The sequence below is a fragment of the Photobacterium sp. 2_MG-2023 genome (genome assembly GCF_030547675.1).
GTDB classification, from domain to species: Bacteria; Pseudomonadota; Gammaproteobacteria; order Enterobacterales; family Vibrionaceae; genus Photobacterium; species Photobacterium arenosum.
Genome location: NZ_JAUOQQ010000005.1, coordinates 1 through 21,881, shown reverse-complemented (window position 1 = coordinate 21,881; position 21,881 = coordinate 1). Strand labels below are relative to the sequence as shown.

Below are 21,881 nucleotides of genomic sequence, written 5' to 3'. Positions count from 1 at the left end.
GGCAACAGGCTTTGGTTGCCTTTTCCCTGTGTCTGGCTCAGCAACCTAACCTGTTTTTTGCGCTTAGAGTGCCATCAGCGTTGTGGTCACTCAGAACACATACTCAAGGAAACCAAAATGAAAAAAACACTAGCAGCGGCAATTATCTCCAGCGTGTTTGCCAGTGGCGCAAGCTACGCGGCGAATATCTATCAAGGCGAAGATGGTAGTGAAGTGAATCTTTACGGCCGTCTTGGCTACAACATTACAGACAAAGCCACCGATGATGGCGACACCAACGGTGAGTTTGATGCGCGTCTTGGCCTGGGTGGTTCTCAGCCAATCAATGATCAGTTTTCTGTGATTGGCTGGGCTGAATACCAGGTTAATGCGGCTGAAGCCGAAAACTCTGGTGGTGACAGCCTGTCCCCTCGTTATGTCTGGGCCGGTATCGACGGTAAAGAAATGGGTAAAGTGACGGGTGGCCGTGTGGCTTCTGGTCTTATCATGTTTACCGACATCGTTGATGTGTTTGCTTTGTCTGATATCGCCGCAGCTCGTCAGGCAGAGCTGGTCGATGGTACCGCTGTCCAGGTTTTCCGTCAGGATGCGACGCTGCAATACCAGAACAGTATCAATGGCTTAGATTTCTCTCTTGGCTATATTTTTGGTAACAATGATAAAAACGCGTTCGGTAATTCACTGGATAACGGTATGAACGCCGCGCTGCGCTATACGCTGGATCTGGGGCAGGGCGGACGCCTGGCGCCTGTGCTGGCGTATCAGTACAGCGAAGACAAAGACGGTAATGAGTATAACTTCTGGGGTGTGGGTGCCACCTACAGCATCAATGCATTCACTTTAGGTGCAGAGTACTCTGAAGACGAAGTTGATGCCGGCGGCCCAAGCAAGAGTAAAGATGAAGTGTGGGAAGTGGTTGCCATCTATGATCTGAACACCGACTGGACATTGCGTGCTGGTTACCGCAACCTGGAAAACACCGACGGTGACGAGTTGGAGCTGAAAGACACTACGCTGGAAGCTCAGTATCACCTGACCAGCCGTTCTTCTCTGTTCACCAGCTATGTATTCCGTGACGGTACAAATGGTGTTTCAGGCGGTTTCGGCGGTGATGCCGACGAAGACTTCTACCAACTGGGTATTCGTTACGAGTTCTAAGCCGCTCGCAACAAAGACAATAAAAAGGCCGGATCTGCTCCGGCCTTTGTTGTCTCTGCGCTGAGGTGATTTATCCTGCCTTGTAATCGGCTTTATCCAGATTGTGCTTTTTCATTCTCAGATAGAGCTTTTTACGTGGGATCTGCAGGTAAGTTGAAACCTCATTAATTCTGCCGCCGAAAAGGTACAGGGCATCTTCAATCACCTGTTTTTCATAGTCATCAATCAGATCATCCAGCGGGCTGCTCATTTGATCCAGCGACTTGGTCCGTTCTTGTCCGGTGAGTTTGACGATACCGATAGCGTAGAGCTCTGCCACGTTACGTAATTCCAGAACGTTACCTTCCCAGGTGTGCCGGTTCAGCGTATTGATATAGGCTTTGTCCACCACAGGGACGGGTTTGTTCAGTTTCTGGCAGCTGGCCTCCAGAAAGTATCGGAACAGCAGTGTAATATCGCTTGCCCTTTGCCTTAGTGGCGGTATGACAAACCGCGCCTGGCTGAGAAAGTAAAACAGCTCAGGTACTAAGGTTTCTTTTTCGACCGCTTGTTCCGCCGTCCCTTCAACAAGCGCCAATACACGTACTTCTCTTTTCGCCAGGCGCTCTTGTTCAAGGAGAAAGCGGCATAACCAGTGCTGTGCGTCGGTCGGCATAGCCGGCAGGTTACTGATGCAAAGACTGCCCTCGCGGGCATTGAGCATTGCCCGTTGCAAATCGGAGGTGCGCTGCACCTTATTGCCGCACAATTTAATAAACGGGCCTTTACCCATTTTTGTGTGGGCATGAAGCAAGCGGGCCAGAGTGTGGCGTCCCGTTCCGGCTTCTCCTTCAATCAGGGCATCTTTGTCATTGTTTTCCGCAGCTGCAATCTGATGGCGGAGCTTGACTATCAGCGGGCTGTCACCCAGCAGCACGTCGCTGGCTGTTTGCCTGAGCCTTTTACGGTGTTCAATCAGCTGCTTTCGCTTCGGCAGATGCTTGTCCAGTAGTGTGATCAGCTCAGCGGGCTGTAATGGCTTTTGCAGAAAGTCGGCCGCCCCGTTTTGCAAGGCGTCTACTGCCATAGGAATGTCGCCATGGCCGGTGATTAGTATCACAGGCAGGGTGCTATCCAGTGATTTAATGCGATGCAGCACCTCTTTCCCGTTCATACCTGGCATATACATATCGGTAATCACTACGCCGGGCCATTCTTTATGAAGCAAGGTCAGAGCCTGCAACGGATCTGTGGCTGTCCGGGTCTGATAACCAGCTACTTCCAGCAGGTGCTGGTAAGCATCGGCAACATCCTGATCGTCATCAATGATCAGTACTTCAATGTTATCGCTAATCGTCATATTTATTTAACTCCAAAACAACCATTGCGCCTCCTTGTAAGGTGGAAGCAAGGAAAATATCGCCGTTCAAGCGGTTCATGATGGAACGGCAAATGTTCAGTCCCAGTCCCAGGCCCACATCTTTAGTGGTGGTAAAGGGGGTGAACAGTTTTTCAATAATGTCTCTCGCAAAACCCGGGCCTGTATCACAAATGGCTAAATTGAATGTCTGGCGTTCAGCAGAGTGATTAAGCAGTTCTACGTAAATGTCTCTGGTATCGCAGCCAGCCACCGCATCACAGCTATTGATGAACAGGTTAACCAGCACCTGTTCCAGCTGAACGGGATCGGCGATGACCTGAAACGGGCTGTTTATTCCGCTGATCAGACTGGTCTGCTGAACTTTCAGCCTGCTTTCTATCAGTTGCTGGGCGTGATTGATCGACTCTTGAATATCAACAGCCTGAAGCATTCTGTTGGCTGATTGTTTTTTCGCGAAGTTGCGCAGGCTGGCAATGATACGGGCCATGCGTTCAGTCAGACTGTCCATCTTGTCCAGGCTGGCTGCAAGCTGAGTGAGGTTGTTCTTATCGACGGCCATTCGCGTGGCAAAGATATGGGTTGTCATGGCCGACAGCGGCTGGTTCAGCTCGTGCGCCAGCGAGGTCATGGTCTGCCCGACCACGGCCATTTTTGCTGCTTGGATCAGTTCATCCTGTGTGGCCCGTAAATCTTCCTCAATACGCTTTCTGTCTTCGATTTCGGCTTTCAGCTGTCGGTTTCGCTTGGTCAGTGACTCGGTTTTTTCCTGCACCATGTTTTCCAGCCAGCGGGCTGCGCTTTCCTGTTCGGTAATGTCTGTCACAGTGATGATGACTTTGGCTTCCCGCCCCTGTTTGAACAGGCGAAAGTCCAGACGAAGATAGCGCGGTTCGCTGGAATGTGTCTGTTTGATGGTGAGGTTGCAGGCGCCATTGGACTGCAAAGGGCTGCTGGGCAGAAACAACCGTTTCAGACGGGGTTCCATGACGCGGTTAAACAGCGCCCAGATGGTCTGATTGGCGGGGATAGCTTCGGCATCAAACAGCGATAACGCACTGGGGTTGACCGATTCTACGATGCCGGATAAATCACAGGTGATGATACTGGCCTGAGTGTTATTGATCAGGTTCAGTGCATTGGCTCGCTGCATTTCCAGCATTTGCTGGCGGAATTGACGCAGACTGTCACCCAGCAGGCCAATTTCATCATCACCATCAACCTGAATTTTTGCATTGAGATCGCCGTGCGCCACGGCATACAGATCCTGGCTGAGTTGATTCAAACGCGCGACAATCCCGCGGCTGACCAGATAGACAGACAGAAAGACGGACAGCGTAATGGCCAGCAGTACCACGCCAAGCAGAATGTAGCTGCTGATGATGACAGACCGACGGGTGTGATCGTTGAGAGTGAGCAGAGAGGAATCTGCCTGGTCAACCATAGTCTGGATCAGATCCTCCTGATAAATCAGACGGTTGTTGATGCGCTTTTTATAACTTCGGATTGTTTTTTCCAGTGCAGACAACACGCTCAGTTGCATTGCCACCGGGCCATTGGGCTCAACCTGGCTGATCATCTCGTTGAGCTGTTGCCGGAACGCCAGCGTCGATGGGTAGTGGCTGAGGGAATCACTCATGGTTTTCAGTTGCTGGGTTTTAAAGCCAATGTAGTGAAAAGCGTTGGCGATGTCCCGGTTATCGTCCCGATGAAACATTTCCTGCACAAGCTGGTACAGCTCACTCTCTTTTACTGTGATGGACTGAATGAGAGAAAATTCATTGACCGTTTCCCGTATGGTGTCACTGTCCAGGTGATGGGGTGTGGTACGCGTTAATTGCCATTCCACTTCCTGGCGAATGGGAGCAAGCTCATCCACCACTTTTTGGTGCAACCAGCTGATCCGGCTTTCCGATTGCGCCAACGCCAGCAGCAAGGTCGACCGCTTGCTCAGCAAATTGCTGTATGTCTCTATGTCTTTGAGCAAGCTGACGTGTTCAATTTTGAGCGCAGGATAGGAAGACAGGCTGGCTGTGTTCGCAATGGAATGGGTGATCCTTTCAGCTTCGAGCTGAATTTGTTGTTTCAGCTCAGCATGTCGGGCCGGGTCCTGATTGCCCCCGATATTATGCAGTCTGTCTTTCAGCGCCGCTGTGCTGCGTTCCAGGTGATAGCTGGATCTGAGCGTTGGCAGGTTTTTACTGACAATGGCATCTATCTGATCATCGAGGTTTTCCCAGGTAATCAGCGCGATGAGGCTGACGCCTATACTCAGGAATGCCATCAGACTGATGGCGCTAATCAGGCGATTTCCGATCGTTTTGCGCTTTAGCATCACAGCTCCTGCTTGTACGACATGAGTATGTCTTGGGATAAACGGATGGATTGCTGTAATTGCTGGCTCATTTGTTCTTGCCAGAGCCCGACGGTACGGGCAGATGCCGGGTGACGCACAGGGTCTTGCAGCGACAAAAAATCCTCAGTCGCGGCTTGCTCGGCGCTGATCACCGTGGTTGAAGCCAGTGCAACGGATCGTTCCAGTTGCTCGGTTTGCTGAGGAGTCAGGCCCGGCAGCAACTGGATTTTATGGATCAGCTGCCAGGCATAGTTCAGCAGGGGCTGCTGTTGGCTGATACTGATATCAAAGAGTTGCTGTACAGCTACCGCCCGCTCTTCCATTAACCCGGTATCGACAGTGAAAGTCGCTGTGTCTATGGTTGGTATCTTCGTTCGGCGATGCTTGTAATTGGGGGACTGCTCGATGCGCGCCTGCGAAGAGGCAGACAGCATAAATCGCACGAACTCAATACCCAGCTGATCGGATTGTTTTCTGTTCAGTGCGGCGATATAGCTCGGCAGGACAATACTGTTGGGTTGATATTGAAAATGAATAAACGGGAAATGATCTTGCTGCTCTTTGGCATAACTGTCGATAACCAAACCGATGCCAGATTGCCCGCTGGCGACGAGATCGGTGGCGCGCTGGCTGTTGGCTGAAATGGCATTCAGGTTGCCTCCCAGCTGTAAAAGCAAGCGCCAGCCTTGATCCCAGCTATAACGCTGCAGCAGGCTTTCCACCATCAGGTGCGTGGTCGCAGAACGGGAGGGACTGCTCATGACCAGGTGGCTGTGGTAGACAGGGGCAATAAGGGACTCCCAGCGCGACGGAACTGGCAGTGCATTCCTGTCGATATAACGCTGGTTCCATATGATGCCGCAGCCTGAGTACCCCAGAACGGCAATGTAGTCTGAATCGAGCTGGCTGTGCTCATCGGTCAGTTCGGCAACAGGCACCAGAGAATGGCTGTCGGCCAGTGGCTGAAACAGACGACGGGAAGAGGAAAGCACCACATTCACGCCATGATCCGGCAGCGCCAGCAACGCCAGTCCTTCACTTTCCCGGCGTTGCAGAATAGTGACATCCAAACCAGCATGCTGTTGTTCAAAAATCTCAATGCTGCTGCTCAGCAGGGCAGGGTTGAAGGTGGTCAGAATCACCAGCTGCTTTTTTTCACTGGCATGCAGGGGGGAGATCGCCAGTAATGCTAAGATCAGAAGCCGGTATAACATGACAAAGAATCCTTCCTTACGTAGCCTGATTCATTCCTTATTTCCCACCTTTACTCGTCGTTTGCAGATGGCAGACAGAAGAGATATTCGTTACGCGCTTATATACAAGTAAGGGGCCGTGGGGAACAGTAAAAAGTCGATTATCATGGCTGAAGTTATGGTCGGCTAGCTCTTTAGTGCTTTCCATTCCATAAAATGTGCCAATCGTGACCCAATCATCACTCACTTTGCGATAGCCCGCGCAAATCTATCAGAACAGCAGATTTCGCCAATGGGGAAATTGTAAAAAAGATATGCCAGTAATACGGCGTCTTGCTGTTGTCTCAGAAGGATACAGGGATAGTTCAGGCGTGGAAGGCGGCCCGAATCAAATCAAGGCCGCGATGCGGGAGACATTGTTCGTCATCCGGGCTAATTTGTCAGGCACTCAGTATCTGCTGTATTTCGGTGGCGGAGAGATGATACTGGCGAGGGCACTGTTGCCACACGCCCAGCATGCGGCGATATTTACTCTGCATTGGCACATGGCTGTTAAAGCTGTGCTCTGAAGGCAGGAAATGCGGATAAAGATTTTCTACCATTGTCAGGAAACGAACATAATGCATTTGCTGGGGCTCACTGGCGGCATCAAAGCCCAGGAATGTCAGACGGCGAGTATCAATCTGGGTCTGCTCGGCTGCGTTTAACTGTTTGCAGGATTCTTGCATGGCATGGTGCATTTCCATCACTTGTAGGATTTCTTTACATTCATCTTCTGAGATCGCCCCGAAGTTTTTATCCAGCTCTCTGAGCTGCAGTCCGTATCCGCGCTCTACTATGGTTTGCAGACGCTGAAACTTGCTGGCATGTTCGGGATCGAGCTGCGCCATCAGTCGATATTGATTAGCCAAAATGAGACGTTGTGCATGTGTCATTTCCATAGGGGTATCCTGCAATGATTTTACTGGTTTCAGCATAGCAGCAAGTCGTCGAGCGGCTTTGATCTGAGCCGGGTTTGCGGCCGACTTTACAGAAAAACCGACTGCATTTGCGTTACACTGGCCAGAATGAAGTGTGATTCAACTGGGTGAATACAATGCAAGGATGCTGGCAATGACAATGCTTCCCTGGGCTGGCTGGGCCGTATGGCTGGCCGTGCTGTTCTTCTCTTATCCGCGAGAATTCTATCCTAAGTTCAAACACCAGAAAGACTATCAGCACCTGGTCTCAGGGACTGTGGTGATACTCTTTTTGTTGTGGAGCCTGAGGGCCGGACTGGTCGACGGGCTGAAAGTCCATTTTCTGGCCTTGACTGTACTAACCCTGACCCATGGCTGGCGAATCGCCATATGGATAGCCGCGGTGCCTGGTTTGCTGTTGGTGGCATTCGGTATTCAGGACTGGCAAGAGCTGGGGCTGGTGAATCTGACCAGCGTGGTGGTACCCGTACTGATCAGTTATTGGGTTTTCTTGCTGAGTTACCGTTACCTGAGCCGGCATCTTTTTATTTATATTTTTGTCGCAGCATTTTTTAACGGTGCCCTGTCGCAAGTGGTTCATATGCTGCTGACTGGAAGCTGGATCTGGCTTGAAGGAGAATACAGCTGGCAATATATCGTCGATAACTATTTATTGCTCATTCCCTTGCTGTTGTTTCCTGAAGCGCTGCTCAACGGTATGTCGACCACCTTGCTGGTGGTGTACAAACCTGAGTGGGTGAGAACCTTTTATGAACGGGATTATATTTACCAGCGGGATAAGTAATGCTGTTAATAAAACATAACAGTATGATTTCTATGTGATAATTTGTCATTTCCGCGCAGGCGGGAATCTATATCTCAGCCACGGCAAAATGGCCGGTACGGCCTGTTACCGGGAACTCAGCGCAATCAATACATCACATTGGGATGATATTGCGACAGGATGGCTTTTACCCTGTCCATCACAGCTTTTGACGGCGGTTTGACCCCTTCCAGCGGATAGTCATACCCCATGGCTTCCCATTTGTGCGCGCCTAGCTGATGGTAGGGGAGCAGTTCGATTTTTTCGATATTGTCCATATCCTTAATGAATTCTCCCAACTGGTGGGCAGAGGTGTCATTGTCGGTAAAACCGGGTACTACGACATGACGGATCCAGGTTTTCTGGCCTATCTGGTGCAGATAACGGGCGAAGTCGAGAATGCGCTTATTGGGCACGCCCACCAAATCATGGTGAATCGCATCGTCGATTTGTTTGAGATCCAGCATCACAAGATCCGTCGCATCCAGCAGCTCATCAATCACAGGGGTATGTTTACGGACATAACCGTTGGTATCCAGACAGGTATGGATGTTCTCGGCTTTGGCCGCCCGGAAAAAGTCGCGAATGAATTCTGGCTGTAATATCGCCTCACCACCGGATGCGGTAACACCGCCACCTGAGGCTGTCATGAAATGGCGATAAGAGAGGGCTTCTTTCATCAGCTCATCCACTGTGATTTCACGACCGCCTTCCAGATCCCAGGTATCGCGGTTGTGGCAGTACTGGCATCGCAGCAGGCAACCTTGCATAAACACGATGAAGCGTATGCCCGGGCCATCCACAGTACCGCAGGACTCAAAGGAGTGAATACAGCCTTTTACTGTCATAACGTGGCGCTCCCAGATAAAAAATTGCATGGCGGTTTAAGTATAATCCCCGCGCCTCTTGCAAGCCGCGGGGAAAGTGCAGTGCCGGACCGTTGCTGCCCGGCAAGGGTTACAGCGACTCAGTAAAGGTACGTGCAATCACGTCCTGTTGCTGCTCTGTCGTCAGTGAGTTGAAGCGTACCGCATAACCGGATACCCGTATGGTGAGCTGCGGGTATTTCTCCGGATGCTTCACGGCATCTTCCAGCGTTTCCCGGTTCAGCACATTGACGTTCAGGTGCTGGCCGCCTTCAATACCGGCATCGTGGTGAAAATAACCGTCCATCAGACCGGCCAGATTGGCGCGGCGGGTATCGTCAGATTTACCCAGTGCATTGGGCACGATAGAGAAGGTATAAGAGATACCGTCTTTGGCGTGTGCGAACGGCAATTTACCCACTGATGTCAGCGAGGCCACCGCCCCTTTCTCATCACGACCGTGCATAGGGTTGGCACCCGGTGCGAAGGGCTGGCCGGCACGACGACCGTCCGGGGTATTACCGGTTTTCTTACCGTACACCACGTTGGAGGTGATGGTCAGGATAGACTGAGTCGGAATGGCATCGCGATAGGTTTTCAGCTTACGGATCTTATTCATAAAGCGTTCGACCAGATCGCAGGCGATGTCATCGACACGGGCATCGTTATTACCGAATTTCGGATAGTCACCGTCGATTTCAAAGTCAGTGGCAATGCCGTCTTCGTCACGCACCGGTTTCACTGTGGCGTACTTGATGGCAGACAGAGAATCTGCTGCCACCGACAGGCCGGCAATACCACAGGCCATGGTGCGACGCACGTCTCTGTCGTGCAGTGCCATCAACGCCGCTTCGTAGCTGTATTTGTCATGCATGAAGTGAATGGCGTTCAGTGCGGTGACGTACTGTGTCGCCAGCCAGTCCATTAAAGAATCCAGACTGGCCATCACTTTGTCATAGTCCAGCACCTCATCCGTCATCGGAGCCGCTTTCGGGCCGACCTGCAATTTCAGTTTTTCATCCACACCGCCGTTGATGGAGTACAACAGGGTTTTTGCCAGGTTGGCCCGGGCGCCGAAGAACTGCATATGCTTACCGACCACCATAGGTGAGACACAGCAGGCAATGGCGTAATCGTCTGAATTGAAATCCGGACGCATCAGATCATCGTTCTCATACTGAATAGACGAGGTATCGATAGACACTTTGGCGCAGAATTTCTTAAAGCCTTCCGGCAGGCGATCAGACCAGAGCACTGTGATGTTCGGCTCCGGGCTTGGCCCCATGGTGTAGAGGGTATTGAGGAAGCGGAAGCTGGTTTTTGATACCAGTGTCCGGCCGTCAACCCCCATACCACCAATGGACTCTGTCGCCCAGATGGGATCGCCGGAGAACAGTTCATCGTAGTCAGGTGTACGCAGGAAGCGAACCATACGCAGTTTCATCACGAAGTGGTCAATCATTTCCTGCGCTTGCTCTTCGCTGATCTTACCGGCCGCCAGATCCCGCTCCATGTAGATGTCAAGGAAGGTCGAGGTACGACCCAGTGACATCGCTGCTCCGTTTTGCGATTTCACCGCCGCCAGATAGCCGAAGTAAGTCCACTGAATCGCCTCTTGCGCAGTGTCGGCAGGACGCGAAATGTCGTAGCCGTATTTGGCGGCCATTTCTTTCATCTGTGCCAGCGCATGGTGTTGATCGGCAATTTCCTCGCGCAGCTGCATGGTCATCTGCAGATCTTCGCCTTGCTCGAAACGCGCTTGCAGCGAGGTAAACTGAGCCAGTTTGTCCTGCATCAGATAGTCAATACCGTACAGAGCCACACGGCGATAGTCGCCTATGATACGGCCACGGCCGTAGGCATCGGGCAGACCGGTCAGCACGCCTGATTTACGGCATTTCATGATGTCAGGGGTATAAATATCGAACACACCCTGATTATGGGTTTTGCGGTATTCAGTGAAGATTTTCTTCACCTGAGGATCCAGCTCGCGATCGTAAGCTTTACAGGAACTCTCGACCATACGGATGCCGCCGTTAGGAATGATAGCCCGTTTCAGCGGGGCATCCGTTTGCAGACCGACTATGGTTTCCAGTGTTTTGTCGATATAGCCCGCATCGTGTGCGGTGATGGTAGAAATGATTGACGTATCGAAATCAACAGGAGAGTGCGTGGCGTTTTCCTGTTTGATGCCTTCCATCACTTTAGCCCAGAGCTTCCGGGTTGCCGCTGTGCCTTCGCTGATCAGAAAGTCTTCATTGCCCTCGTAAGGGGTGTAGTTTTTCTGGATGAAGTCACGGACGTTGACTTCGCTTTGCCATTCACCGGCCTTGAAGCCTTCCCAAGCCGTAGCAAATTGATCTGCCATATTATACCTACCTGTTTTCGTCAGTAGAAAATGTCTGCAAGTGCTGCCATGAGTCTGCAGCCTGTGCAATTTGTATCATTTCTGCCAGTGCGGCTTTTTGATTTACCGCACTGATAGGTCGGAACGTTTTGTTTTCCTGCTTTATCCCAGAAGGGCGGGGATACCAGGAATCATGCCGACCGCCAGCATGGCTCCCAGGCACACAAGCAGTGTCAGACCCGGGATGATGATGCGGTCAGCCAGTGTCAGGTGATTCGGCCGCTCTTTATCGCCAATAAGACCGTTGTTATCCAGCAGCATAGTGACAGCCCAGCCGAACACAGGGTTCACCGCCATGGATGCGAAGATACAGATCCCCGCCGACTGGCTGGACCTGGCATCTTTTACCATCTGCATACCAGCTTCCAGCAGCGGCAGGAACACACCGGCCAGCAGGGCAATCGTCATCACCGGCGGCCAGATCGCAATATCCATAGGGTAGCCGATAATAGCCACAACGATGCATATGCTGCCCAGCAAAATAGCACCAGCAGGAATCGGCCGTTTGGCGATGGCGGCTGGGATCATATAAGTCCCCCAGGATGAGGTGACATTACCGCCGCCAAATGCTGCGCCGACTATCTGGCGAACCGAGCAGCCTGTCATGGTGTCATCGACATCCATCAGGGCTTTCTCAGCTTTTTCAGGGTAGTTCATTTCCTGAAAAATGCGGTGACCAAGAAAGTCGGGTGACCACATGGCAACGGCCAGCAGGGCAAACGGCAGCGACGCAATGAAGTGCTCCACAGTCGGCATGCCCAGTTTCCAGCCTGTTTCAGTCGATCCCCACCAATAGGCCGGGTTCAGATTAGGCAGGCCAGGTGTGGTATGGAACTCGAACGGGGCGCCCATGATGGCGGCGATGATACCGGCAGTGACTGCGCAGACAGGAATCGCCAGCCAGCGTTTGCCGATTCGGGCCAGAAAGGCATAAAGCACAATAGAGACAAAGAGGATGAAAGTGGCGACATAGCCCATATTGATGTCGCTGCCCCAGCTCAGCAGGCTTTTTATCTGCCCGCTGGAGCCGACAAAACCAAGGAAAATCAGCAGCCCGCCAGCCACACCGTCACTGGTGAGTTTGACCAGTCGGGAGCCGCCTTTACACAGGCTGAGCGCCAGGCCGAAACCGCCCAGCAAAATAGCCAGTGCCAACGGGTGACCACCGGCGGCTGCAATCATGCCTATCATGGGGATCATCGGGCCATGGTTGCCCGCCAGATTGGCGCGCGGGTTCATAAAACCGGATATCAGAATACAAAACAGCGATGCCGATATCAGCATCTCTACCCTGACGTTCTCAACCACGAAATCCGGGCCAAGCCCGTAGGCCGCGGCATAAGAGGACATCACTGCTGAATACATCGCAATAATGCCGATAGTACCGGCTATTGCGGGCACCAGATCTTCCCACTCAAAACGGAAATCTCGACCGGGCAGGTTCAGTGCCCACCGGCGAGGATTCAGGATCTGAAGTTCATGATCAAGATACCGGGAGCGGCTGGGAAAGCAGCTGGCGGGTTTGTGATGGGACGAATAACGCTCGGAGTCCACATCGATTTGGACGTCACCGAAATGAAGGTTTGATGACATAAGGGCCTCGTTCTACAAGTCTATAATTCTTGTGTTCTGCACCGGGGGTATGGCCTGAATCCAGTGCGGATTTATGTTCTGGTATCAATTACTGATAATGAAGACAGTTTACTCCCCGGGTTCCCAGGAAAAGTTGATCCTGATCATCCATGTCTCTTGTATGAAGAAATACTACGTAAAAACCCGTTTTCGGTGAGATTTGAGTAGGTGTTTTGGTTTTATTTGTAATTTTATTACGTAAATTTATATCTTTGTGACGTAAAGGGAAGGGGGGAGCGGACAGGATACGGCGCAGAAAAACGCAATGCTCGTATCCTCTGCGGCCATTTTCGCGGGATGAACAAATTCAATTTCTGCAAGCCTCGTCATGTTATGACGAATTTTATATTTAGCATAAAGCACATTATCAGTTACTCATTCTGCATGTTTGCCCACTTTCATTTTGCTGATGCAAACAGAAGGAATGATTGGGTACGGCGGGATTATTATTCTCTTAATGGCGCGATATCGATTACATCCTGACGTAATCCAAACCGTTGCCTTTATCACCCGCAAATTCAGAAGACTCCCTGTCGTGCTTTTATTTAGCTGAGTCTGATGTTTATTCTTTTTATCGCACGCAGCGGATAATTCGCCCGGATGTATGAAACTGATTTTTTATACTAAAATAGTGAGAATCTATTGCGCTTATTAAATAATCGTTTGTAGTGTTTTATTGATTAAATATGCGATTTTTCCATCTTATAATGCTAAAATCCGAAAGTTAACAAAATGTTGTCAAGCAAAGTTCGTGGTGATACCTTCGTCAAAGGGCTGCGAAAACAGACTTTCTCACTGTCGGATTACCGAGAGGAGCAGGATGAATGGTAGCGTCACTAACTGGCTTGATAAAAAGATAAAGTTATCCGTGGCGTGTATTAGTGATGAGTTACCAGGAATAACAATGGGTAACAAATATCGTTCTGCTAATGTTGATCTAGTGTTAATAGTGATGTTTTACGAACTTTCACTATCATGCATAAAGACTTTAGCCGACAGTATTCAGCGCACTCAGCCACATTTGCATCATTTGTTTCAGGTGCAGTATTTGGGTTTGACAAGCAACAGGAGACAAAGCGCATGACAGAAGCAGTAGCGCTTGAAGTAAAGGATTTACATAAATCTTTTGGCCAGAATGAAGTATTGAAAGGGATTTCGCTCACTGCGCATTGCGGGGATGTCATCTCTATCATTGGCTCTTCTGGTTCAGGTAAAAGTACATTTCTTCGCTGTATTAACCTGTTGGAAACGCCAACTCAGGGTGAAATTTGGGTCAATGGCGAACTGATAAAAATGAAGAACAATCGCCGGGGTGAATTCCTGCCTGTTGATGATCGTCAGGTGCAGCGTATTCGTTCCCGGCTGGCAATGGTTTTCCAGGGCTTTAATCTCTGGTCGCACATGACTGTGCTGGGAAATGTCATCGAAGCACCTGTTCATGTCCTCGGTGTGCCTAAAGCAGAAGCTATCGAAAAAGCCGAAGCCTTACTAAAGAAAGTGGGTTTGTACGAAAGACGCCATTATTACCCGGGTCACCTCTCTGGTGGTCAGCAGCAACGGGCTGCCATTGCGCGCGCACTGGCGGTAGACCCCGAAGTGATGCTGTTTGACGAACCTACCTCCGCCCTTGACCCTGAGCTGGTCGGTGAAGTATTGGGCGTCATGCAGGATCTGGCCCAGGAAGGACGCACTATGCTGGTGGTGACACACGAAATGGCGTTTGCCCGCGATGTGTCGAATCAGGTGATGTTCTTACACCAGGGGCTGGTTGAAGAGCAGGGACATCCTGAAAAGCTGTTCCAGAACCCGGATTCAGAAAGATTAAAACAATTTATTTCCTCCATTTACTAAAATAGGGATGTGAGTTTTACTCAATCCCGATAATTAACAACTTCGCTGTTTCAGCGGTTTACAACCATCTCTGACTCACAAAGGGGTGGATGCAAATACAACAGGAGTAAGACAATGAAAAAATGGATTTTGGCTGCCGCCGTCGTTTCTGCTCTGGGGGCCACCTCAGTTCAAGCGAAAGAGTGGAAAGAAATTCGTTTCGGTATCGAAGGCGCCTATCCTCCATTCAGCTGGACCGAACCAAGCGGTGAACTGAAAGGTTTTGACGTCGACATGGCCAATGCGCTGTGTGAAGAACTGCAAGCAAAATGTAAGATCGTCGCCCAGGACTGGGACGGTATTATCCCGTCTCTGCTGGCACGTAAATACGATGCAATCATTGCCGCTATGTCAATCACGGAAGAGCGTAAAAAGAAAGTGGACTTCACTGGCAAATACGCTCTGATCCCCAATAAATATGTGGCCAAGAAAGGCACACAGATTGACTTCAGCAAAGAAGGTCTGAAAGGCGTCAAAATTGGTGTTCAGCGTGCAACGACGCACGATAAATACCTGACCGACAACTATGGTGATGCTGTTGAGATCGTACGTTACGGTTCTTTTGATGATGCTTATCTGGATCTGAAAGCTGGCCGTATCGCCACCGTGCTGGGTGATGCTTCGGCGCTGGAAGAAGGTCTGCTGAACAAAGACGGCGGCGAAGGGTATGAGTTCATCGGCCCTTCTCTGACCGATCCTAAGTGGTTCGGTGAAGGCTTCGGGATTGCAACCCGTAAGCAGGATAAAGATCTGACCGAGAAACTGGATAAAGCCATCTTGTCGCTTCGCGAAAAAGGCGTCTATCAGCAACTGGCATCTAAGTACTTCTCTTACGACGTATACGGTGACTAATCGCTGACAGTGGACTCAGAGACATCAATATGTCTCCCGGTGTACGAGCGATGTGATGAGACGAATAAGAGTGCCGGGTCGAGGGTGGCTCGGCACTTTTACTATCTGTCGCTGACTCTTTGCAGTTTAAAGGAGTGACCCCTTGTTAGATTTAAAAGGATACGAATGGTCGTTGATCGAAGGCGCATGGATAACCTTGCAGGTTGCTTTGCTGTCTTTGGTGCTGGCGATGGTATTGGGCATGATAGGTGCGCTGGCAAAATTGTCACGTTATCGCCTGGCCCGCTTAACGGCGACCACTTACACCACTGTCATCCGCGGTATTCCTGATCTGGTACTCATGATGCTGATCTTCTTTGGCGGTCAGGTACTGCTGAACAACAGTTTGTATGGCATCAATGAGTGGCTGAACAATTATTTTGCGTCATCAGATCCCAGCCATGAATGGACAGCTTATCTGCCTGACTATATCGAAGTCAGCCCATTTGTCGCGGGTATACTGACCATTGGCTTTATCTTCGGTGCCTACATGGCAGAAACCTTCCGCGGTGCCATTATGGCGGTGGACAAAGGTGAGCTGGAAGCGGCGAAAGCCTATGGCATGAGCAGTGCGATGTCGTTCCGCCGTGTCCTGTTGCCGCAAATGATCCGCCATGCCTTACCGGGCTTTGGTAATAACTGGCTGGTGCTGCTGAAAACCACAGCTCTGGTTTCTATCATTGGTCTGGATGACATGGTGCGTAAGGGGGCACTGGCCGCCGGTACGACTCAGATGCCATTTACCTTCTACATGGCAATTGCTGTGTTGTTTCTTGTGTTTACCTCGCTTTCCACTTCGGTACTGAAGTGGGCAGAGCGTCGGTTCAGTATCCATACGAGGTAAGAGATGGACTTTAGTATTCTGACTGATAGCTGGCCGCTGTATCTGCAAGGTTTTTACACCACACTGTGGATGGTAGCGCTGGCACTTGCCATTGGTCTGGTGATTTCCATTCCTATCGGTGTGGCACGAAACAGCAAGAATCCGCTGATTTCAGGGCCCGCCTGGGCGTACATTTACTTCTTCCGTGGTACGCCGCTGCTGGTACAGCTGTATCTGATTTATTACGGCATGAGCCAGTTGTTAAATGTACAAGGCACGCTCTGGGAAGAAGCTTGGTTCTGTGCTCTGGTATCCTTTGTGCTCAATACCGCCGCTTATACGGCAGAAATCGTTCGGGGTTCCATCAACAGTATGCCGAAAGGGGAAGTGGAAGCGGCGAAAGCTTATGGTATGAGCCACTGGCAGGCATTCAGCCGGATTATTTTGCCAAGCTCGCTGCGTCGCGCCTTACCGGCATACAGTAATGAAGTGATCTTCATGATTCACGGCTCGGCGGTCGCCGGTATCGTGACCATTGTGGATTTGACCGGTGCGGCACGGATAGTGAACTCCCGCTATTACGCACCTTTTGAATCCTACCTGTTTGCAGGATTGTGTTACATGGTACTGACGTTCACTGTGATCTGGGCTTTCCGCAAGCTTGAAGGGCGATTCCTGCGTCACATGAAAGCGCTGAGCTGATAAGATCTCCTCGCGCTTCAAACACTAAGCCAAGGCTGATGCCTTGGCTTAGTTGTTTATGGCAGCTTATCGCATGGCGAACTCAGTAATTACACTGCCACCTACACCGCCACTGCATCGTACAGGCTGATGCCAGTCAGCACGGCCACTTGATCAAGGTACTGGCGCACCCGGGAAGGGAAAGTCAGCCCTTTGACCACAGTCAGGTTTCTCAGGGTCGGGAACAGATTGACGTCGTCATAGCTGAGCACATTATCGCGCTCGGAAGGCAGGGTCAGCCAGTCGAGCTGAGCCAGCACCGCTTCCATACCACTGAGATACTGAGCGGTCTGCGCAAAGGCGTCATCAAAGGTTTGTTCGATCATGGCTGATTTATTGTTTTCAAACCAGTCTTTGGCTTCCTGGCACTGAAATTCAGGCAGGTCAATCATCAGCCAGCGCGGATACACTAAACGGCTGCTGAAAGGCCGGGCAGCGTCGTACCATTCGGCAATGCGTGCCTCATGCTGGGCCTTCGCCAGCAGAGGTTGACCGTCCTGCTCGTCAAGATAGCGGGCAATATCCAGGCTTTCTGCCATATAGCTGCCGTCAGGTTTTTGCAGAATAGGCACCATGTTGGCACCCACTTTATCGATACGCGCCTGCACATCATGGTTTTGCAAGAAAACCAGCTCAACATTGGCTTTGTTCAGCCCGGCCACCATCATGGCTTTAATGCAATACGGGCAGTGATCGAAAACAAAGAGTTTCATTTATTCAAACCTCGTCAAACCCAGCCCCGATGAAAGGGGCTGGCAGGGGATTTATGGCGGTAATTATTTGAAAACAGACCAGATAGGTGCGTGATCAGACGGCTTTTCGATACCGCGCAGTTCGTAATCAATACCGGCTTCCTGGCAACGGGCCGCCAGCGACGGGGTCGCCAGAACCACATCAATGCGCAGGCCGCGGTTGTCATCAAAGCCTTTAGAGCGATAGTCAAACCACGAGAATTTGTCATCCGCGGTGGGGTGAAGCTGACGGAAGGTATCGACAAATCCCCAGTCCATCAGGGTTTTCAGCCATTCGCGCTCAATTGGCTGGAAGGAACATTTACCGGTTTGCAGCCAGCGCTTGGCATTTTGCGGGCCAATGCCGATGTCCAGATCAATGGGGCTGATATTGATATCGCCCATGACCACCAGTTCTTCATCATTGCTGTGATGGGTATTGAGGTAGGTCATCAGATCAGCATAAAACTTTTCCTTGGCCGGAAACTTGGTTTCGTGATTGATGTTTTCACCCTGAGGGAAGTAGCCGTTCAGCACAGTCACAGTTTTACCGTCTTCTTGCTCAAAAGTGGCCATAATCATCCGGCGCTGGGCTTCATCATCATCGGTCGGAAACCCTTTGCGTACATGAAGAGGTTCCTGCTTGCACAACAGTGCAACACCGTAATGGGCTTTCTGGCCGTGGTGGTAGACCTTATAGCCCATGGCTTCTACGTCTTCCAGCGGAAAGGCTTCGTCATGCACTTTGATTTCCTGCAAGCCGATCACATCCGGCTGGTGTTTATCGATGACTGCTTGCAGTTGATGGAGTCTTGCTCTTAATCCATTGATATTAAAAGAAATAACTTTCATTTGATGATTCTGTATTGTCAGGGTTTAGAATGAAGCAATCCTAGCACAGTTGCTTGTCATAGCGTAAGGCCAGCGCTGAGCTGTTCGAATATCTTGATGATCTTTACCGGATTTTCTGCGCCGACTGGTGACTCTGCCTTACCTATAATCAAGGCAAGTGAAAATCAACGGTGAGGCAAATATGGGCAAACTGATCAAGGGTGTGTGGCACGATGTGTGGTACGACACAGATAAAAGCGACGGTGAATTCGTGCGTGAAGATGCGGGCTTTCGTCACTGGTTAACGGCGGACGGCCGTCAGGGACCACAGGGCCAGCAAGGCTTTAAGGCGGAATCCGGCCGCTATCACCTTTATGTCTCACTGGCCTGCCCTTGGGCGCACCGGACCTTGATATTCCGTACTCTGAAAGGGCTGGAGCCGCATATCGGGGTCACAGTGGTCAGCCCGGACATGCTGGAACACGGCTGGGAGTTTGCGCAGCCTGAGCCACTGTATGGCTTTGACTTTATGCACCAGCTGTATGCCAAAGCCAAACCCGATTATACCGGCCGGGTAACAGTGCCTGTGCTGTGGGACAAAGAAACCCAAACCATAGTCAGCAATGAATCTTCAGAAATTATCCGCATGCTGAACAGTGCTTTCAACGAGATCACCGGTAACCAGGATGACTACTATCCCCAATCGGCTCAGGCCGAAATCGAGCTGTGGAATGCGTTTATTTATCCGTCGATCAATAACGGTGTGTACAGGTGCGGCTTCGCCACCACTCAGGAGGCTTACAGCACGGCCTTTTCTGAGTTGTTTGCGGCGTTGGATAAAGTCGATGCGCATCTCGCCAATCACAGGTATTTAACCGGCAGCAGGCTGACGGAGGCCGACTGGCGGCTGTTTACCACGCTGATCCGTTTTGATGCCGTGTACGTGGGCCATTTTAAATGTAATAAGCAGCGCATTGCTGATTATCCGAATTTACAGGGCTACCTGAAAGAACTGTATCAGGTGCCGGGTGTGGCTGAGACGGTCGATTTTTACCACATCAAACGCCATTACTATTTCAGCCATCAGATGATCAATCCAACCGGCGTGGTGCCTCAGGGGCCAGAGCTGGATCTGGACTCACCGCATGACAGGGGCAGATTGAGCCTGAACGCCTAATATCGTCTTAATGCAGCAATGGCGCCCAGACCTCAATGCGGACCGGCGGCAAGTCCCGATTCACCGAGTAAGGCAGTGGCACAGACAGACCGCCTGTCGCCGGATTGGATTGTCTGCCGGCGCGCATTTGGCTCAGTATCTCGCCGCGCCACTGAGCCAGCGCATCAGGCAGAGGCATCATGCTGACGGCAAGCAGGCTGGGACGGATACTGGCTGCCAGACCTGGCCCCTGAAGCCTGAGCAGGCAATCCAGACGTCCCAGATGCGCTTCGCTGCAGAGCGGATAGTCGTGAATGATGGCATCAAAATGAAACAGCGCCTGGGATGGCTGCGAGTGGCGAATGGCCTGAGCGCGTTTGAAGGTGGACTCCAGCCAGCGCAATGCGTCAAAAGCGTGAGTATTTTCCCGCAATGCCTGCAGCCTTAACTGGCTGTGACCGTCATAGCTGTCTCTGTGTTTGAGTACCTGGCAGATATCCGCAATCAAACGGGTTTCGCCGAGTTGTAACAGCAGCGGCAGCGCATCGGCCAGAATCACTGACGGCAGCTTATTGAGGCGTTCAAAATAGCCGGATAAGCCGAGCAGCAGACGGCGTTTGGCTTTCAGCTGTTTGCCTTGCGCCAGCAGCAATCGGGCGCTCAGTAACTGCTTGAAGCAATATAGAAAAGGGCGCTGAGCGGGCAGTAATCTGTGATGCGCGCGCTGGGCTATCTGGCTCAGCGTCTGGTGGAGCTGACGGCGGGTGCGCTGATCATCCAGACTGAAATACAGTTGCTCGAAGCTGGCACTGAATTCGGCCAGGCAGATAATCCAGCCAACATCAATAATCGGTAAATGGGTGGCCAGCGAGAGCCCGGCCTGAGCGAATGCATCTGGTTGTTGGCACTTGGCTGCCAGCTGCGCAACTGTCAGGGCCCTGTGACTGGCAGAGGGGGACAGTTTCAGTGCCCGCTGGGCTGTGGCCAGTGCCTGCAGCGGTTGCCCTTGTTCGGCCTGGTAGTTTGCCAGCAAATCCATCGCCTCAAGGCACAGAGGGTGTTTCCCGATCAGGTGCGTCAGCAGTTGCAGGGCTCTGGCTGAGTCACCGCACTGCTGCTCAACTTTGGCTTCCGCCAGCGTGACTTTGATTGAGGGGTGATAGCTCTGAAATAGCCTGATATAACGACGGGCCAGCGCCCAGTCTTTTTTTTCCATCAGCATATCGAGCAGCAGGCTTTCCAGCTGATAATCCGGACCATGTTGCAGCAGCTGCTGTTTACAGTGTCGGATCCCCTGATCCAGACCATGCTCACTCAATTGCTTATACACAGGCTGGCGGGCCTGACTGTTGCGCCATGCGTGGCTCAGCTTTTGCTCAAGAGTGTTGAGCGGCAGCGGCAAAGTAACAAAGGCATCCGGTTCAACCGCCAGTGCATTGAGCACCACTCGGGCACTGGTGTCTGCCGAAAAAATCACAATCCCGCAATCGGCACTGAGCAGCTGTTTTTTCCGCAGCAGGGTCAGCAATTCGCTGCCGGTCAGGGTGTTATCTAAATGAAAATCGACCAGCAGCAGATGATAGGCCGAACGCTGGCAATGCTTGATGGCTTCACGATAGTTGGCGGCGGTGTCAATGTGACGCAGGCCAATCTGCACCAGTACCCCTTTCATCAGGCTTTGGGCACTGGGCTGATCGTCGACCAGCAAGACTTTCAGTTTATGCCAGGGCGGGGGAGCAAGGCTCATGGTGTGCAATCGGGTAGCCATCCTATGTCCTCAGAGCAACCAGGATGCAACTGCATGCAAATGTGGCGGCAGTCACACTTTAGATAGACTGAGTGTAGTCGGTTTTTGTGGTGAAAAATTGTGCTATGTGGTGATTGGAGGGCAAGAAAGCATAAAGTCGCAAAAGTGAGAATTGTGCAGGGCTTGCGACGAAGAGAAAGAAAAAGAGAGGAATAAAAAAAGCCAGCGCGATGCACTGGCTTGAAAGATGGTGGAGGGAGAAGGATTCGAACCTTCGAAGGCGGAGCCGTCAGATTTACAGTCTGATCCCTTTGGCCACT

17 protein-coding genes are annotated in these 21,881 nt (G+C 51.3%); 7 read left to right on the top strand and 10 right to left on the bottom strand.

Annotation, left to right across the window (positions count from 1 at the left end):
• Positions 1-117: 117 nt before the first annotated feature.
• Positions 118-1,158: a porin gene (locus tag Q4491_RS05745; protein WP_303455628.1), complete on the top strand. Its 1,041-nt coding sequence runs from the start codon at positions 118-120 to the stop codon at positions 1,156-1,158.
• 70 nt (positions 1,159-1,228) lie between these two features.
• On the opposite strand, the gene Q4491_RS05740 is transcribed toward Q4491_RS05745, so the two are convergent.
• The 4 genes from Q4491_RS05740 to Q4491_RS05725 form a co-directional block, all read right to left on the bottom strand.
• Positions 1,229-2,497: a sigma-54 dependent transcriptional regulator gene (locus Q4491_RS05740; RefSeq protein ID WP_192017020.1), complete on the bottom strand. Its 1,269-nt coding sequence runs from the start codon at positions 2,495-2,497 to the stop codon at positions 1,229-1,231.
• A complete protein-coding gene (locus Q4491_RS05735) occupies positions 2,487-4,850 on the bottom strand; it encodes an ATP-binding protein (protein WP_303455627.1) in 2,364 nt (787 codons plus the stop codon). The genes Q4491_RS05740 and Q4491_RS05735 overlap by 11 nt, the downstream gene beginning before the upstream one ends.
• Entirely contained in the window at positions 4,850-6,085 is a 1,236-nt protein-coding gene (locus Q4491_RS05730; protein WP_218382797.1) for an ABC transporter substrate-binding protein, read from the bottom strand. The genes Q4491_RS05735 and Q4491_RS05730 overlap by 1 nt, the downstream gene beginning before the upstream one ends.
• A gap of 419 nt (positions 6,086-6,504) precedes the next feature.
• A complete protein-coding gene (locus Q4491_RS05725) occupies positions 6,505-7,005 on the bottom strand; it encodes a YfbU family protein (protein ID WP_303455626.1) in 501 nt (166 codons plus the stop codon).
• A gap of 172 nt (positions 7,006-7,177) precedes the next feature.
• Between Q4491_RS05725 and Q4491_RS05720 the strand changes: the two genes are divergently transcribed.
• Positions 7,178-7,828 carry an energy-coupling factor ABC transporter permease gene (locus Q4491_RS05720; RefSeq protein ID WP_311568612.1) on the top strand — a complete coding sequence of 217 codons (651 nt, stop codon included), beginning with the start codon at positions 7,178-7,180 and terminating at the stop codon, positions 7,826-7,828.
• Between the two features lie 125 nt (positions 7,829-7,953).
• On the opposite strand, the gene pflA is transcribed toward Q4491_RS05720, so the two are convergent.
• The 3 genes from pflA to Q4491_RS05705 all read right to left on the bottom strand — a co-directional run bounded on the left by pflA (position 7,954) and on the right by Q4491_RS05705 (position 12,712).
• Positions 7,954-8,694 carry a pyruvate formate lyase 1-activating protein gene (gene pflA / locus Q4491_RS05715; RefSeq protein WP_303455625.1) on the bottom strand — a complete coding sequence of 247 codons (741 nt, stop codon included), beginning with the start codon at positions 8,692-8,694 and terminating at the stop codon, positions 7,954-7,956.
• 109 nt (positions 8,695-8,803) lie between these two features.
• Positions 8,804-11,080 (bottom strand): formate C-acetyltransferase, encoded by a 2,277-nt coding sequence (pflB, locus tag Q4491_RS05710; protein ID WP_303455624.1) that lies wholly within the window; start codon positions 11,078-11,080, stop codon positions 8,804-8,806.
• 141 nt (positions 11,081-11,221) lie between these two features.
• Entirely contained in the window at positions 11,222-12,712 is a 1,491-nt protein-coding gene (locus Q4491_RS05705) for a DUF3360 family protein (protein WP_218382799.1), read from the bottom strand.
• 1,119 nt (positions 12,713-13,831) lie between these two features.
• On the opposite strand from Q4491_RS05705, the gene Q4491_RS05700 reads away from it, so the two are divergent.
• From Q4491_RS05700 to Q4491_RS05685, 4 genes are all read left to right on the top strand, one after another.
• A complete protein-coding gene (locus tag Q4491_RS05700; RefSeq protein ID WP_120511453.1) occupies positions 13,832-14,602 on the top strand; it encodes an ABC transporter ATP-binding protein in 771 nt (256 codons plus the stop codon).
• 114 nt (positions 14,603-14,716) lie between these two features.
• Positions 14,717-15,493, top strand: coding sequence for an ABC transporter substrate-binding protein (locus Q4491_RS05695; protein WP_192017027.1), 777 nt, complete (start codon positions 14,717-14,719; stop codon positions 15,491-15,493).
• 142 nt (positions 15,494-15,635) lie between these two features.
• Positions 15,636-16,376, top strand: coding sequence for an ABC transporter permease (locus Q4491_RS05690; RefSeq protein WP_192017028.1), 741 nt, complete (start codon positions 15,636-15,638; stop codon positions 16,374-16,376).
• Between the two features lie 3 nt (positions 16,377-16,379).
• Positions 16,380-17,057 carry an ABC transporter permease gene (locus Q4491_RS05685; protein ID WP_120511450.1) on the top strand — a complete coding sequence of 226 codons (678 nt, stop codon included), beginning with the start codon at positions 16,380-16,382 and terminating at the stop codon, positions 17,055-17,057.
• A 101-nt stretch (positions 17,058-17,158) separates the two neighbouring features.
• Here the strand turns inward: Q4491_RS05685 and grxB are convergent, their stop codons facing one another.
• On the bottom strand, positions 17,159-17,809 hold the full coding sequence (gene grxB / locus Q4491_RS05680; protein WP_192017029.1) for a glutaredoxin 2: 651 nt from the start codon (positions 17,807-17,809) through the stop codon (positions 17,159-17,161).
• 63 nt (positions 17,810-17,872) lie between these two features.
• Complete coding sequence (xthA, locus tag Q4491_RS05675) at positions 17,873-18,679, bottom strand: exodeoxyribonuclease III (RefSeq protein WP_303455623.1); 807 nt, start codon at positions 18,677-18,679, stop codon at positions 17,873-17,875.
• Positions 18,680-18,860: 181 nt separating this feature from the next.
• Here xthA and Q4491_RS05670 point away from each other — a divergent pair, with 181 nt between their 5' ends.
• Positions 18,861-19,835 (top strand): glutathione S-transferase family protein, encoded by a 975-nt coding sequence (locus Q4491_RS05670; protein ID WP_303455622.1) that lies wholly within the window; start codon positions 18,861-18,863, stop codon positions 19,833-19,835.
• Between the two features lie 7 nt (positions 19,836-19,842).
• On the opposite strand, the gene Q4491_RS05665 is transcribed toward Q4491_RS05670, so the two are convergent.
• On the bottom strand, positions 19,843-21,582 hold the full coding sequence (locus Q4491_RS05665) for a response regulator (protein WP_303455621.1): 1,740 nt from the start codon (positions 21,580-21,582) through the stop codon (positions 19,843-19,845).
• Between the last annotated feature and the right edge of the window lie 299 nt (positions 21,583-21,881).